Source organism: Sphingobium lactosutens DS20 (assembly GCF_000445105.1).
GTDB classification, from domain to species: domain Bacteria; phylum Pseudomonadota; class Alphaproteobacteria; order Sphingomonadales; family Sphingomonadaceae; genus Sphingobium; species Sphingobium lactosutens.
Genome location: NZ_ATDP01000103.1, coordinates 69,343 through 82,765, shown reverse-complemented (window position 1 = coordinate 82,765; position 13,423 = coordinate 69,343). Strand labels below are relative to the sequence as shown.

The window sequence follows — 13,423 nt, the reverse complement described above, 5'->3', positions numbered from 1 at the left end:
CACTATCGCGATTTGAACCTAGAAAGCTTTGCGCTATCTGGTCCAGCATGAACCGTCCCTCCATGACCCGATTTTCCTTCGCCGCAATGGTCGGCTTTGCCGCTTCATCGCTCGTCGTCCTGCCTGCCCTGGCGCAGACGCCGCCGCCCGCGGTTGCGCCGACCCTGCCGGGATCGGGCATGGTGCAGCCCATTCCCGCGCTGCGACCGCCCGTTCCCATCCCGTCCCTGTCCGCCGCGCAGGAAGCGTGGGCCAATGACTGGCTCAAGACCGGCGCTGCCCAGGGGCTGATGGCCCGGCAAAAGCGCAGCGGTCCGCTGCGTGGCCAGGCGCTTGTCGACGCGATGCTCGACCGCGCCCGCGCGCTCAGCACCGGACGCGTCGACACGGCCGATTTCCTCGATATCTGGGCGCTGCGTCCGGAAAAGTTCGACCCGCGCCCCGGCCTTGCCAAGGCGGTGGCGGAGGACAGCCTGGACCAATGGGCCAGCCGGCTGACACCGCCCTGGGCGGGCTATGAGACGTTGCGCAAGGGGCTGGAGCGCTACGAAGCGATCCGGGATCAGGGCGGCTGGCAGACCCTGTCCGCCTCCTCGTCGCCGGACGCCGTTCGCAAGCGCATCGCCCTGGAAGACCCCAGCGTGTCGCCGGACGAAAAGCTGACCGATATCATTCAGCGGGCGCAACGCCGCTACGGCCTCAATCCCACCGGCAATCTGGACGCCCGGACGCTCGCCGCGCTCAACGTCGGGGTCGATGACCGCATCGCCGCGATCATGGCGAATATGGAACGGTGGCGCTGGATGCCGCGCAGCCTGCCCGTCAACCGGGTGCAGGTGAACATCGCCGCCGCCGTGCTGACGCTGTTCGAAGGGGACCAGCCGGTCACGTCGATGCGCGCCGTGACAGGCAGCCCGGATAACCAGACGCCGATGCTGTCCTCCAGCATCCATTCGATCGTCGTCAACCCGCCGTGGAACGTGCCGATGTCGATCGCCCGGCGCGAACTCTTCCCCAAGGGACGCGCCACGCTGATCCGGCAGGGGTACAAGATCGTCAAGACGCCAGAAGGGGGCGAGCGCATCGTGCAGCCGGCCGGTCCCAACAGCGCGCTGGGCCGATTGAAGTTCGACTTCAACAACCCCTTCGCCGTCTACCTGCATGACACGCCGTCGCGGGGCAAATTTTCCAGCTATGACCGGCTGGCGAGCCATGGCTGCATCCGCTTGGAAAAGCCGGTGGCCTTGGCCGAGCAGATGGTTGCTGCCTCCCCGGACCTCAATGGCCAGATCCAGAACCTGATTGACGAAGGGAAAACGCAGCGCGTGTCCCTGCCACAGGATGTCGCCGTCTATCTCCTTTACTGGACGGCCTTTGCCAATGGCGACGGCGTCGTGTCGTTCCGTAATGATCCCTATGGCTGGGACAAGCTGCTGGCGCAGAAGATCGAGGCGTCGAGCAGCCGCGCCGATCCGACCGCCGCACCGGCCCCCGCCTCCATCGCATCGAAGGACTGATCCCATGCGCAAAATTGCCCTGATCGCGCTGTCCGGCGCCCTTGCCCTGGCCGCTTGCGGCAAAAAGGAAGAAGACGCGCCTGCGCCGGTCAATAATCTGGTCGAGCCGCCGGTCGAAAATGTCATCGTCGACGAACCGGACGCGCCGATGCCAGAGCCGCAAAACCAGGTCGAGGCGCCGCCGGTCGCGCCGCCGCCTGCGATCTCGCAGGAGCAGCAGATCCTGGATGATGCGGAGGCGACAGGCATGACGTCACGCCTGCCGCGCGACGATGAGGCGGTTCAGCCTGTCGATGAAGCGAGCAATATAGGCGGCTGACCTCTCGCGCTCCGGGGTTCAACCGGGGCGCGCGCTTTGCTATAACGCGGGCATGGATCGCCGCAATTTTACGAAGTTCGCTTTGAGCGGACTCGCTTTTTCGTTTTTATCGGACAGCATGGGCCGTGCCGCGCCGCCGGTCATGCCGCAACCCGCCGCGCCGCCTCCCGTCCCCGCAGCACCGGCGCGGCCGTTGCCGCGCTATGCCGCGCTGCTGGACCGCGCGCGCGCCGCGCTGGACCAGCATGGCGCCGCCTTCGCCCTGCGTGACCGCGTCGGCATCGTCGATTTCGACGCGCCGTCAAAGGATATGCGGATGCATATCGTCGATCTGGTCAGCGGACAGGCCAACAGCTATCTCGTATCGCATGGGCGTGGATCGGACCCCGGCCATTCCGGCTGGCTGCATAGCTTTTCCAATGAATTCAATTCTCTAGCGAGCTGCCAGGGCGCGTTCCGCACGGAGGCGGAATATGTGGGCCAGCATGGACGTTCAATGCGCCTTGCCGGGCTCGATCCACAAAACAACAACGCCGAAGCGCGCGCCATCGTCATTCATGGCGCGGATTATGTGACGGAAGATCATGTCGCGACCTGGGGCAAATGCGGCCGGAGCGAAGGCTGCTTCGCGGTTGCGCCGCATCTGGTGCCGCAGGTCTTGGGGCTGCTGGGGCAGGGCCGGCTCCTCTATTCAGGCAAGCTCGGCGCGGCCTGATCCGACGGGAGCGCGCGTCCATTCGCTGTCTGGCGTTGCTGATACACCGCTGATAGTCTGCGCGCATGAACGGGGGAATCGAAGCAGCGGGTGACGCGGTCACCGGGGCGATGCTGGCGCGGACTGTCGAGCCGGCCCATGGCGAGGCGCATCAGCCTGGCCACGGCGCCTGCCTCAATTGTGGCGCGGCCCTCGACGGCCCTTATTGTGCGCAATGCGGCCAGGCGGCGCACACGCATCGCAGCTTTGCTGCGATCGGGCATGATCTGGCGCATGGCGTGCTGCATCTGGAAGGCAAGATATTCACGACCTTGCCCGAACTGGCGCTGCGACCGGGCAAGCTGACACGCCGCTACGTCCATGGGGAGCGCGCGAAATTCGTGTCGCCCTTTGCCCTGTTCCTGTTCAGCGCCTTCCTGATGTATGCGGTCTTTTCGCTGACCAGTCATCATGGGCCCGAAGGCCAGAGCAATGGCGTCCAGATGAATGCCGCTGCTCGCGCCGAACTGGCGCAGGAACAGGCAAAGGCGGATGCCCGGATACGAAAGCTGGAAGCTGACCTCGCGCGGCCTGGCTTGACCCGCGACCGGCGGGAGGCATTGGCCGAGGCGCTTGACGATGCGCGCGATGACCGAAAAGGGCTGACGCTCGCGGGCAATATCACCAACGCCCTGACCGTCGATGGCGTTAATGGCGGCGTTGCCAGGACGGTGGGTAAAACCATCAATGCGGCCGCCAAAAATCCGGAGTTGGCCTATTACAAGCTAAAGGCCAACGCCTATAAATTCTCCTGGGCGCTGATCCTCATCTCCCTGCCGTTCCTATGGCTGCTCTTTCCCTTCAGCCGCCGCTTCAAGATGTATGATCACGCCATTTACGTGACATATTCCATCGCGTTCATGTCGCTGCTTTTCTCCCTGTCGATGATAATGACGGCCTTGCATGTCACCAGCGGTCTTGTCACAACCGCTTTGTTGCTGTTCGCGGCCTGGCATATGTATCGCCAGTTCAAGGACGCCTATTCCCTGTCGCGGACCAGCACGATTTTGCGCCTGCCGCTGCTGTACGGCTTCGCCTGCGTGTCGCTGTCGCTCTTCTTCACTTTCGTGGCGATGATGGGATGACGGCGCGCGCGTCCCCGCTATAGGACGCGGCATGATCACTTCTCCCATATGGCTGCCAGCCACCTTGGTCGCCGGCGCGCTTCAGGCTTGGCGCACGGCGGTCCAGCGCCGGGTGAGCGACACCCTGTCCCTGAACGGCGCGGGCCTGGTCCGCTATCTTTACGGCATTCCCTTCACCATTACGCTGCTGGCGCTCTATCGCGTCCTCTTTCCCCATCCCTGGCCGCGCATGGATGCGAACGTCCTGTTCTTCTGCGCCGCGGGCGGTCTGGCGCAGATCATCGCGACCAATCTGCTGATCAGCGCATTTCGCTATCGCAATTTCGTCGCCGGCACGGCCTATTCCAAGACGGAGGCGGTGCAGGGTGCCGCCCTGTCTTTTCTGCTGCTGGGCGAAAGATTGCCGCCGCTCGCCTGGATCGGCATCGGTTTCGGCGTTGCGGGCGTGATGTTGCTATCGACCGGCGGCCGCAAGATGGGGTTGATGGATTTCCTGCGCGCCCTGGGCCAGCCTGCGGCGGTTACGGGCATTGCCTCGGGCTTCTTCTTCGCGCTGACGGCAATCGGCATTCGTCGTGCGACGCAGGGCGTGCACACCGATACGCCGATCTTCGCCGCCCTTATCATATTGGCGATGACCGTGCCGATGCAGACGGTCATGCAGGGCGGCTGGCTCTTGTGGCGAGAGCCTGCCGAAATGCGCAGGGTTTTCAGCAGCTGGCGGGTATCCGGCCAAGTGGGTTTCCTGTCGGCCTTGGGGTCGGCCTGCTGGTTCACCGGCTTTGCCACCGCGCCGGTCGCGCTCGTCCGGATCGTGGGGCAGGTGGAGGTGGCATTCACCATGGCGTTCGGGCATTTCTATCTGCGCGAAACTATGCGCCGCAGCGAAGTGGCGGGTCTTGTGCTGGTGGCGACCGGCGTCGTCCTCGCTCTGGCGGGCGCGCTCTAACAGGTAGCTTGGTGCCGCTAACAGATAATTTACTATGCGGCGATAAGGCTTCATAGTGATGAGGGACACGCATTCCGACAATGTCGCGCGCGCGGTGATGAAGGTTGCCAAATTATCTGGCGACCTGGGCATTCGCACGCTTGATCTACAAGCCGATATCGGCGAGCTCGCCACGCGCGTGACGCAGCAGGCGCAGACGATCGAAGCCATCAGTTCTGCCGCCGCCCAATTGTCTCAGGATGGCGAACGCGTATCGCTGGCGGGTCAGGATGCCCGCGAAAAGGCCGTGGCCGCCCGCGCGATCATTGACGATTCGGGGCGTCAGCTGTCGGCCGCCAATATGAATTTCGTCGATCTGATCGAACAGGTCAGTCGCATCCACGCGCGGCTCGATGGCTTTGGCGAGGCGCTCAAGACCGTCGCTCATGTCACCAGCGTCATCAGCGGCATTGCCAGCCAGACCAATTTGCTGGCGCTCAACGCGACGATCGAGGCCGCGCGCGCCGGTGACGCCGGTCGCGGGTTCGCCGTGGTCGCGGCAGAGGTCAAGAAACTGGCGCAGGAAACCGGCGCGGCGACCCAGACGATCGAACGATCGATCGCGGCGCTGACGGGTGAAGCGGACGGCATGCTGGACAGCATTTCGCGTGGCGCGCAGACCGCCCGCACGGCCCAGTCCGACACGCGCAATATCGAGGCACTTGTGGAGCGGTTAGCGGCGCTCATGCTTGACCTGTCGAACAATAGCGAAACCGTGGCGCAACGCATTGGGTCCATGGTGGGATCGGCGGGAGAAATTCGCGTCGGGCTATCCGCCCTGGCCAGCACGTCGAGCGACAATGCCGGGGGTTTGCAGCGTCTGTCCGGCCGCATCACCAGCGCTAGCGAAGACACAAATCTCCTGCTGCAATATCTCGCCGAAAGCGGCGTCGATATTCCGGATTCGCCCTATATACGCTTCAGCCTGGAATCTTCGCAGGCCGTGTCCCAAGCGGTCGAACGAGCGATCGCCAAGGGGGAGATCAGCGAGGCCGACGTGTTCAGCGAAAATTATGCGCTGATCACGGGCACGGACCCTGAACAATATACCCATCCCGTGCAATCTGTGATGATCCCGGCGGCCCGTGCGCGTCAGGAAATGGCCAGAGGCTATACCGGCCTGTTTGGGATGACCTTTACCGATCGTAATGCCTTTGGCGCGGTCGCCATGCCCGAACGCGCGCATCCGCAGCGTCCGGGGCAACCGGTCTGGAACGCGGAGCATTCACGCCAGGGTCTGATCTTCGATTTTCCCGATACGCGCGAGCAATGCCGAACGACGCAGCCCTTCTGCATCAAGGCCTATCGTCGTCCGACCGCAGACGGCGAGGTGGTCCTGTTGAAACAGGTCATCGCCTCTATCCATATTTGCGGCCGGCACTGGGGTGTGTTGCAGATGGCCTATCAGGACCAGGGATAAGCCGACCTGCCGGGACCAGGCGCTCTGCGCGCCCGACCCCGGCAATCATTCAGCCGGATTTTGCGCCGGTCATGATCTCGATCGAGGGGCGATTGGTCGCGTCGATCGTGCCGTCCGCCATCATCGCCTTGCCCATGTTGAGCGCTTCGTCGCGCAGGCCTTCTTCCGTCGTCGTCTGGCTCGCACCGATCAGCGCCGACAGGAGGATATTCTTGCTGACCGCATCGGTCGGCTGGGCTGCCGCGGATTTGCGCGCCAGCGTCAACGCTTCCTGATAATAGGGATCAGCGCCATCTGTGTCCTGCACGGCGAGCTTTTGGTTACCCATCTGGATCAGCATGCCGGCCAGAATGTTCCGGCTCGCCGTATCTTCAGGCTTGGCCTCCACGACCTTGCGCCAATAGGGCAGGGCCTCGTCATAGAGCGAGATCACCTTGTCCATCTGGCCCATCGCGCCATAGGCCGCGGCATCGGCATAAAGCGCATTGGCCAGGAAATTCACATTGTCGATCTTGCTGGGATCGGCCTCTACTGCGGTGCGGATGGCGGGGATAGCCGCGTCATATTTGGCCACCGCGCCGGCATTGTCGCCGGCCTGCTGGGCGCTCTGGCCGGCGGTGAAGTCGGTCACGGCCTGATTGAAGGCCGCGATCTCGTCGGGCGTCATTTCGCGCGCCGTAGTAGCCGGCGCAGGCGTCGTTGCATCAGTTGCGGGGGTTGCCGTGGTATCAGCCGGCGTCGTCGCGTCGGTGGGCTGCGCGGGGGCGGCCGGAGCGGCCGGCGTCTGCTGCGCCATCGCGGGCGCAGCCAGCGCCAGCGGTGCTGCGAACATCAGATAGGCGAATTTGGCATATCGGGCCAATGTCAGGGTCTCCTTGAACTGGTTGCATCGAAACGATCGATCCAGCGCGATTTCCGCGCGTCTCAACTCCTTCAATGAACGAAGCAATAGCCCGGTTCCGAGTCCCTCAAACTCGGCTCATCGTGCAAAACGCTCCGGCTGTGGAAAACTCGCCCGCGCGACGCAGGTTCCGCGCGGCCGCTTGCGAATCTTCGCCCCATTGCTCGCTCTGCCACTGTTCGTCGACCTGCACCGCCTGCCATAGCGCGTCGGGATCATGCCCGCCCTCGACAATCGCCAGCCCGCAGATCAGCGATCCGCTTAGCGTCACCAATGTCGACAATCCTGCGAGCATGAAAGGATCATGGGCTCGTACCGCCGCCTCCAGGCGGGCGAGGCTGTCTTGGGGTTGCGACACCGGGATGACACTCTGGGTCACGATCAGAGGCGCATCATAGCGGTTTGCCGCCCAGTCCAGCAGTGGGTCCCATGCCGCCGCTTGCCGCGCCACCAGCGCGTCGGGGCCATCCGCGCGATAGCAGAGCAGGTCGCTTTGCGCGTAACGGGCGATGCCGGCCGCGAACTCCTCCGGATTGGGCGCGATATGATCGATGGCTGCGTTCGACAGGCCGGTGAAGATCATCGCCGCCGGGTCGATCTCGTCCCCCTGCGCCCGCCATTCGGCTGCAACGGCCTCCGCCAGATCCCGGGTGGGAAGCGCCAGCGGCGCGCGCGCGGGCGTGCGGACGGCCCGGCCATCCAGTTCGATGGCCAAACCATCCCGTCCCTCGACGATGGTCACGTCCTTGTAAAAGCGCTTCATTGCGGCGGCCTTTTGCGAAACAGCGCCAGCAGCAGGCGCGGCACGATGACGAACTGGAACAGGCCGGTCAGCACCATGATGGTCCCGAAGGCTTTTGCCTTGCCACCCTGCACCCAGGAAAATCGCTGCATGATCGCCAGGAAGCCGAACATGACGATGAACGCCCCGGACAGGCGAAACAGGCCGATGGCGAAATGGCGCTGGCGCGCAACCTTTTCCGGATCGGGGGAGGGCGGGGGAGGGGGGCTATCGTTCATGGCGCGCCGATATGGCGGCGCAGGTCGGCGCTGTCCATGGCGACGCCATGCGCGCCGGCCGCTGTCAGCTGCTGCGGCGGATGATAGCCCCATGCGACGCCGATCGCGCGTGCGCCGGCCGCCAGCCCCATGTCGATGTCGAAGCTCGTGTCGCCGATCATCACGGTTGTCTCAGGCGCCGCGCCCGCTTCCGCCATCGCCGTCAGCAGCATTGAGGGATGGGGCTTGGACGGGTGACGGTCGGCGGTCTGGAGCGTCACGAACCGGTCGATGATGCCATGATGCGTGAGGCAGAGATGGAGGCCGCGATCGGACTTGCCCGTCGCCACGCCCAGCAGCCAACCCGCCGCGTCCAGTTCCGCGATCAGGTCGGCCATGCCGGGATAGAGCGGTTCCGATACGGCATTGTCCTGCCGCAGCGACCGGAACGCCTGTTTGTAATGCTCGGCCATATGGTCATGGAAGTCGCTTTCCGCGTCCGGCAGCAGATGCGCCATCGCGACTGGCAGCGATAGCCCCACCACCGCGAGGATCGCCAGCCGTTCGGGCGGGGCAAGCTGCACCGCCTCGAACGCGCGGGTCATGGCGGCGCAGATATTATGCTGGCTGTCGACCAGCGTGCCGTCGCAATCGAACACGGCCAGGCGATTGGTCATGCGCGGCGCCTCACCCCTTGCGCGTGCTGCCGCGCGCGCGCCGTTCGCCCTTGCGCCCCTTGCGATATTGTTTGGCGTGTTGGCGCGCGGCTTTCTTCTCATCCTCGCGCGTGGGTGTCCGGTCGATCTCGTCGTCCAGCGGCATGTCGCCCAGCGCCAGATCGAACCCCAGTTCGTGCAGACTGTTGGCGAAATGCGTTGGCAATTGTGCCGTCATGTCGACCCGCCCGCCATCGGGATGATCGACCCGAATGCGCCGGGCGTGCAGATGCATCTTGCGGCTGATCGTGCCCGACAGAAAGGCGTCCTTGCCGCCATATTTGCCGTCGCCCACGATCGGGTGGCCGATCGCCGCCATATGCACGCGCAACTGATGGGTGCGGCCGGTATAGGGTTGCAACTCGACCCAGGCGGCGCGATTGCCCGCGCGTTCGATGACGCGATAGCGCGACCGGGCGGGCAGCCCTTCCTCCTCATCGACATGCATCTTCTCGCCACCGGTGCCCGGCTGCTTGGCGATCGGCAATTCGATCATGCCATCCTCGATCGACGGCACGCCCATCACCAGCGCCCAATAGACTTTCCGCGCCGTGCGGCTGGAAAAGGCCTTGGCGAAATGGGCGGCGGCGCGGCTCGTGCGCGCCAGCAGCAGCGCGCCCGACGTGTCCTTGTCCAGCCGATGCACCAGCTTCGGGCGGGATTCGGCGTCGAACAGCAGCGCGTCGAGCAATTTGTCGACATGCTCGTCGGTCTTGGTGCCGCCCTGCGTCGCAAGGCCCGGCGGCTTGTTGATGACGATCGCCTGGGCGTCGCGGTGGATCACCATGTCCTGCGCGTAGCTGATTTCATCCGGCGTCAGGTCGACGACCCGGACGCGCCTGGGTCGGTCGGCTGCATCGGGCTTTTGTTCGGCCGGCGGCACCCGGATCATCTGGCCTTCGCTGATGCGGTCGCCCGGCGCGGCGCGCGCGCCATCGACCCGCAACTGCCCGGTGCGCGACCAGCGTGAAACCAGGTTGAAGCCGACATCGGGCAGATGCCGCTGGAACCAGCGATCCAGCCGGATGCCGTCATCATCCGCCGCGACGCGATATTGCCGCACGTCGAGCGACACGCCTCTAGCCGGGTTGGGCTTGGCCGCATTGGGTTTTGTCGCAACCGCCGGCTTGGGCGCCGCGCTGCGGGCAGCGCCCGATTTCGCTGCGGCCGGCGCGCGGGGTTTGAACGCCGGCTTGTCGCCATCGCGGGTGCGCGCGCCCGTCGGCTTGCCGCGCGCCGCGGGCTTGCGGCCATCCTTGGGATTGCCACCGCGCGCGGGCGGGCCGCTTTTGCCGGGAGGACGCCCCTTCATGCCGCAGCGCTCCGCATCAGCATCAGGCCCAGCCCCAAAGCGCAGACCGCGCCACCAAGCGACGCCAGCGCATATAGCAACGCCGTGATCGCCTGACCGCGCTCGATCATCAGCATCGTTTCTAGGCTGAAGGCGGAAAATGTGGTGAACCCACCCAGCAGGCCGACGCCCAGCAACAGGCGCAGCGATTCGCCGTTGATCGGCCCGGTCGCGCCACTTTCGCGCGTCAGCCATCCGGCCAGCAGCCCCATGGCGAAGCCGCCGATCAGATTGGCGGCGAACGTGCCCCAGGGCCAGGTCGCGCCCGGCGTCAGATGCCCGGCCAGGCGGCCAAGCTGATAGCGTAGCGCCGCGCCAACCGCGCCGCCCCCCATCACGAGAAGAATATTGGTCATGCGGTTCGCCCTATAGCGAATCGGCCACAGGGGAAAGGACGCAATCGGGCCGGCTGTCCACCATGGACCCGCAGCACGACACGCGCTCCCCGGTCCTAACCGCCCTGGCCCTGATCCTTCTATCGCCGCCCGCCAAATGCCGGGGTGAACAATTTGCGGAACTGGATGGAGACGCTGCGTCCCAAGGGGTCGAGATAGTCCTGCTGATAGCGCAGCGGGGTCATTCCGGTCGCATCGCGCACCTCTCGCCGCTGATTGAACATATTATCTATCCGTAATGAAATGCGTGATCCTTTGAGGAAGGGCATGGACTTCACCAGATTGGGCATCTGCCCCAGATTGGCGAACAGGCGCAGGTTCGCCGTTGCCAGGCTGCCAAATTCCAGCCGCGACGTGCCATTGAGCGCGCCATCGACATGGGTGCCGCTCTCCCAATCCACGCCCAGTCGCGCGCCGATCCCGTTGTTGGAATAGCCGACCCGCGCCTTGATCTCGTGACGCGGCTGCCCGCCCGATGACCCGGTGGCGTCGCCGTTCAGCAGGTCAAGCTCCGGCACGCCGGGCGCGATCAGGATACTCTCCTCCAGATGCCAGGTGTGATACAGGCTGACGCTCAGCCGTCCGCCGCCATTGCCGCCGCCACGCCCGCGCCCGCCGCCGCCAAAGCTGCGTCCTGGCCCCCCGCGATCGCCGCGCGCCTGTTCGCGCTCGCCGCTTCCGGCACTCTCGTTCGATCTGTCCCTTTCGCCGTCGCCGCTTTGGCGTTCGCCATTTTGCGACTCGCCGCCCCGGACGCGGTTGCCGCCAAAGGCCGCGCGCATCTCGTCCAGTTCCTTGGGGCGATCCTCGGGCCGCGATCCGCTCGCGCGCCACGCCTCGATCACTTTCTGGATATGCGATTTGAGCGGCACCGACAGGTCGAAACCCCAGCGCAACTGCTCGCTGCGCGATCGCAAAAAATTGATCGGCCGCGCATCCACCTGGATCAGCGCGCCATCCGCGTCGCGCAGGAATCTTTGCGGGAATGCAGCCTCCAGATCGGGCGTGGGCGTGGGGAAGGCGGCGATGGGATTGCTGGTCCAGCTGTTGAGATAGGTCGCGGTCAGCGTGAGGTTCGGCTTGTCGAACGGTTTGATGCGCGCGTTCAGGCGAAACTGGTCGCGCACGCTTTCTTTCAGCGCCGCGTTGCCGCCCGACAATTGCGTCACGAACACGCTTTGCCCGGTGGCATAATCAAACACGGACACATTGGGCGTGGAAATCAGCGGATCGGTGATCTGCGCGCCCGTCGGCGCGGCGCGATCCTGATTGGCGGAAGCTAGGATCTGAATCGCCCTTATCGGTTGCCAGCGCAGGCCATAGCCCAAAGTGGACAAGGTGCCGAAATCCGAAAGCTGTTGCGCCGCGACGTTCAGGTTGACGCCGATATCGCCGATGCCGCCCATTATGCCCTTGGACCGACTGGTCAATGGGACGTCCACGCTGATCTGCCCGCTGCCGGTGTCCCGGCTATAGCTGGTGCTGCGCGCGACGCCGGATCGGACCGATCGGCTGTCAAATCCGTTCGCCGACGCGCCGAGGCGGATCGAGGTCATGACATCGCCGGCGGGCATCGCGAATAACGTGCCGCTCACCAGCAGGTCGCCGGTCACGGCCTGGCTCTTGGCGCGCGCGCTATCGATGGTGCGGGCGGCGATCAGCCCCGGCGCGAAATCGCCATAGGGGTTCACCGACGGATCGCCCGCATCCAGGGCGGCCTGTATGGCGTCGGTGTCGATGCCGCGATCGGTCCGGGTGCGGGTGATGGACAGGTCGCCATTGCCGGTGAAGGACCATTGCCATTTCCGGCTGATCTGGCCGTTGAGCGTCACGCCGATATGGCCGGTCGTGCCCCGGATATGCTGCCCCAGCGCCCCGCCTTGCGCCAGATAGCGATACAGGGTGACGTCTTGCGCGAAGGGTGAGAAGGGCGATCCGGCGGCCAGGCCCAGCGCGGCGGTCGACAGCCCCTGAAGCGAATCATTTTCCGACAGCGCCAATCGCCCGTTGATCGTCGCCGATACGCCCCCCAGCGCCCGCGCCAGCGTCGCATTGGCGGAAAAATTCTCCGTCGCCGGGCTCAGCGTGCGATAGGGGGTCAGGTCGGTGACAGACGCGTTGTTCGCGCCTGCCACGAAATCGGTCAGGGATGGCGCAGCATTGGCGGCATTGGCTGGAGCGGCGGCAATGGAAAGGGTCTGACCGACGAGCGCCGACAAGGCAGGGTCGACCTCTCCCCCAACGAGCGCCCCCGTGACATTCCCACCCAGCGCATAGGGGCGACGGGCCGGCGTGGTGATGATATCCCGCTCGCTCTCCAACAGCCGCCCGGCGCGGCTATATTCCAGGTCCAGCGAAAAGCGGTTGTCGCCCCGGATGCGCAGCAGCCCGGCTTCGACTTCGCCACTGTCCCGGCCGCCTTCGGTCGTCGTCCCCAGTTGCGCTTCTGCCTTTTCGGACCGGAAACGCTGGCGCAGGACGACATTGACGACTTTCTGCGTCGGCGCATAGCCATAGGACAAGGCAACCTGCTCGGGCAGTATGTCCACTCGCGCGACAGCTTCTGAGGGGATGTCGCGAATTTCCGAGAAGCTGGAAATCCGCTTGCCGTTCAGGAGAATGATCGGCGACCCGTTGGTCTGCGGCTCCAATTCGGTGATGATCTCGGCGATCGACGTAACGCCCAACGCCCTTATATCGGCCGACGACAATTTCTGCTCCGCTTCGATATCGCCGATCACCGCGCCCCGTTCCGGTTGCCCGGTGACGATGATCTCCTCGCCTTCGTCCGCCTCGTCCTGCGGCGGGGCAGCCCGTTGTTCGACCTCCTGCGCCATCAGGGCGCCGGGCGCGGCGCCGGTGAGCAAAGGCAACAGGATCAGATATGCGGATCGACGCACGAATACCCCCAGGCAAATCATTGACGCTTTCATGGCCGATCTAGGCGCCATCTGTCGCAAGATTCTGGCATATGTCGG

13 protein-coding genes are annotated in these 13,423 nt (G+C 64.9%); 6 read left to right on the top strand and 7 right to left on the bottom strand.

What is annotated here, in order from left to right:
* Window positions 1–47 precede the first annotated feature (47 nt).
* From RLDS_RS47605 to RLDS_RS47580, 6 genes are all read left to right on the top strand, one after another.
* Window positions 48–1,517, top strand: a complete 1,470-nt coding sequence (locus tag RLDS_RS47605; protein ID WP_040603880.1) for a L,D-transpeptidase family protein — start codon at window positions 48–50, stop codon at window positions 1,515–1,517.
* A 4-nt stretch (window positions 1,518–1,521) separates the two neighbouring features.
* Window positions 1,522–1,836: a hypothetical protein gene (locus tag RLDS_RS47600; protein WP_021227521.1), complete on the top strand. Its 315-nt coding sequence runs from the start codon at window positions 1,522–1,524 to the stop codon at window positions 1,834–1,836.
* Window positions 1,837–1,888: 52 nt separating this feature from the next.
* A complete protein-coding gene (locus RLDS_RS47595; RefSeq protein WP_021227520.1) occupies window positions 1,889–2,551 on the top strand; it encodes a murein L,D-transpeptidase catalytic domain-containing protein in 663 nt (220 codons plus the stop codon).
* A gap of 65 nt (window positions 2,552–2,616) precedes the next feature.
* Window positions 2,617–3,675: a DUF3667 domain-containing protein gene (locus tag RLDS_RS47590; protein WP_021227519.1), complete on the top strand. Its 1,059-nt coding sequence runs from the start codon at window positions 2,617–2,619 to the stop codon at window positions 3,673–3,675.
* Window positions 3,676–3,706: 31 nt separating this feature from the next.
* On the top strand, window positions 3,707–4,624 hold the full coding sequence (locus RLDS_RS47585) for a DMT family transporter (RefSeq protein WP_021227518.1): 918 nt from the start codon (window positions 3,707–3,709) through the stop codon (window positions 4,622–4,624).
* A 97-nt stretch (window positions 4,625–4,721) separates the two neighbouring features.
* Entirely contained in the window at window positions 4,722–6,083 is a 1,362-nt protein-coding gene (locus RLDS_RS47580) for a methyl-accepting chemotaxis protein (RefSeq protein WP_031298755.1), read from the top strand.
* A 49-nt stretch (window positions 6,084–6,132) separates the two neighbouring features.
* Here the strand turns inward: RLDS_RS47580 and RLDS_RS47575 are convergent, their stop codons facing one another.
* The 7 genes from RLDS_RS47575 to RLDS_RS47545 form a co-directional block, all read right to left on the bottom strand.
* Window positions 6,133–6,915 carry a tetratricopeptide repeat protein gene (locus tag RLDS_RS47575; RefSeq protein ID WP_084514916.1) on the bottom strand — a complete coding sequence of 261 codons (783 nt, stop codon included), beginning with the start codon at window positions 6,913–6,915 and terminating at the stop codon, window positions 6,133–6,135.
* Between the two features lie 136 nt (window positions 6,916–7,051).
* A complete protein-coding gene (locus RLDS_RS47570) occupies window positions 7,052–7,747 on the bottom strand; it encodes an ATP12 family chaperone protein (protein ID WP_021227515.1) in 696 nt (231 codons plus the stop codon).
* On the bottom strand, window positions 7,744–8,004 hold the full coding sequence (locus tag RLDS_RS47565) for a hypothetical protein (RefSeq protein WP_021227514.1): 261 nt from the start codon (window positions 8,002–8,004) through the stop codon (window positions 7,744–7,746). The genes RLDS_RS47570 and RLDS_RS47565 overlap by 4 nt, the downstream gene beginning before the upstream one ends.
* Window positions 8,001–8,660: an HAD-IA family hydrolase gene (locus tag RLDS_RS47560; RefSeq protein WP_021227513.1), complete on the bottom strand. Its 660-nt coding sequence runs from the start codon at window positions 8,658–8,660 to the stop codon at window positions 8,001–8,003. The genes RLDS_RS47565 and RLDS_RS47560 overlap by 4 nt, the downstream gene beginning before the upstream one ends.
* 10 nt (window positions 8,661–8,670) lie before the next feature.
* Window positions 8,671–10,011: an RluA family pseudouridine synthase gene (locus RLDS_RS47555; RefSeq protein ID WP_021227512.1), complete on the bottom strand. Its 1,341-nt coding sequence runs from the start codon at window positions 10,009–10,011 to the stop codon at window positions 8,671–8,673.
* Complete coding sequence (crcB, locus tag RLDS_RS47550; protein ID WP_021227511.1) at window positions 10,008–10,406, bottom strand: fluoride efflux transporter CrcB; 399 nt, start codon at window positions 10,404–10,406, stop codon at window positions 10,008–10,010. Before crcB ends, RLDS_RS47555 begins: the two co-directional genes overlap by 4 nt.
* Window positions 10,407–10,525: 119 nt before the next feature.
* On the bottom strand, window positions 10,526–13,366 hold the full coding sequence (locus RLDS_RS47545) for a TonB-dependent receptor (RefSeq protein ID WP_021227510.1): 2,841 nt from the start codon (window positions 13,364–13,366) through the stop codon (window positions 10,526–10,528).
* Window positions 13,367–13,423 lie beyond the last annotated feature (57 nt).

What these genes read in the sequence shown, in the direction of transcription:
- RLDS_RS47580 (WP_031298755.1), top strand. Translation starts at nt 4,722, where the DNA reads ATGAAGGTTGCCAAATTATCTGGCGACCTGGGCATTCGCACGCTTGAT.
- RLDS_RS47560 (WP_021227513.1), bottom strand. Translation starts at nt 8,660, where the DNA reads ATGACCAATCGCCTGGCCGTGTTCGATTGCGACGGCACGCTGGTCGAC.
- RLDS_RS47545 (WP_021227510.1), bottom strand. Translation starts at nt 13,366, where the DNA reads ATGATTTGCCTGGGGGTATTCGTGCGTCGATCCGCATATCTGATCCTG.
- RLDS_RS47555 (WP_021227512.1), bottom strand. Translation starts at nt 10,011, where the DNA reads ATGAAGGGGCGTCCTCCCGGCAAAAGCGGCCCGCCCGCGCGCGGTGGC.
- RLDS_RS47585 (WP_021227518.1), top strand. Translation starts at nt 3,707, where the DNA reads ATGATCACTTCTCCCATATGGCTGCCAGCCACCTTGGTCGCCGGCGCG.
- RLDS_RS47605 (WP_040603880.1), top strand. Translation starts at nt 48, where the DNA reads ATGAACCGTCCCTCCATGACCCGATTTTCCTTCGCCGCAATGGTCGGC.
- crcB (WP_021227511.1), bottom strand. Translation starts at nt 10,406, where the DNA reads ATGACCAATATTCTTCTCGTGATGGGGGGCGGCGCGGTTGGCGCGGCG.
- RLDS_RS47595 (WP_021227520.1), top strand. Translation starts at nt 1,889, where the DNA reads ATGGATCGCCGCAATTTTACGAAGTTCGCTTTGAGCGGACTCGCTTTT.
- RLDS_RS47600 (WP_021227521.1), top strand. Translation starts at nt 1,522, where the DNA reads ATGCGCAAAATTGCCCTGATCGCGCTGTCCGGCGCCCTTGCCCTGGCC.
- RLDS_RS47565 (WP_021227514.1), bottom strand. Translation starts at nt 8,004, where the DNA reads ATGAACGATAGCCCCCCTCCCCCGCCCTCCCCCGATCCGGAAAAGGTT.
- RLDS_RS47590 (WP_021227519.1), top strand. Translation starts at nt 2,617, where the DNA reads ATGAACGGGGGAATCGAAGCAGCGGGTGACGCGGTCACCGGGGCGATG.
- RLDS_RS47575 (WP_084514916.1), bottom strand. Translation starts at nt 6,915, where the DNA reads ATGTTCGCAGCACCGCTGGCGCTGGCTGCGCCCGCGATGGCGCAGCAG.
- RLDS_RS47570 (WP_021227515.1), bottom strand. Translation starts at nt 7,747, where the DNA reads ATGAAGCGCTTTTACAAGGACGTGACCATCGTCGAGGGACGGGATGGT.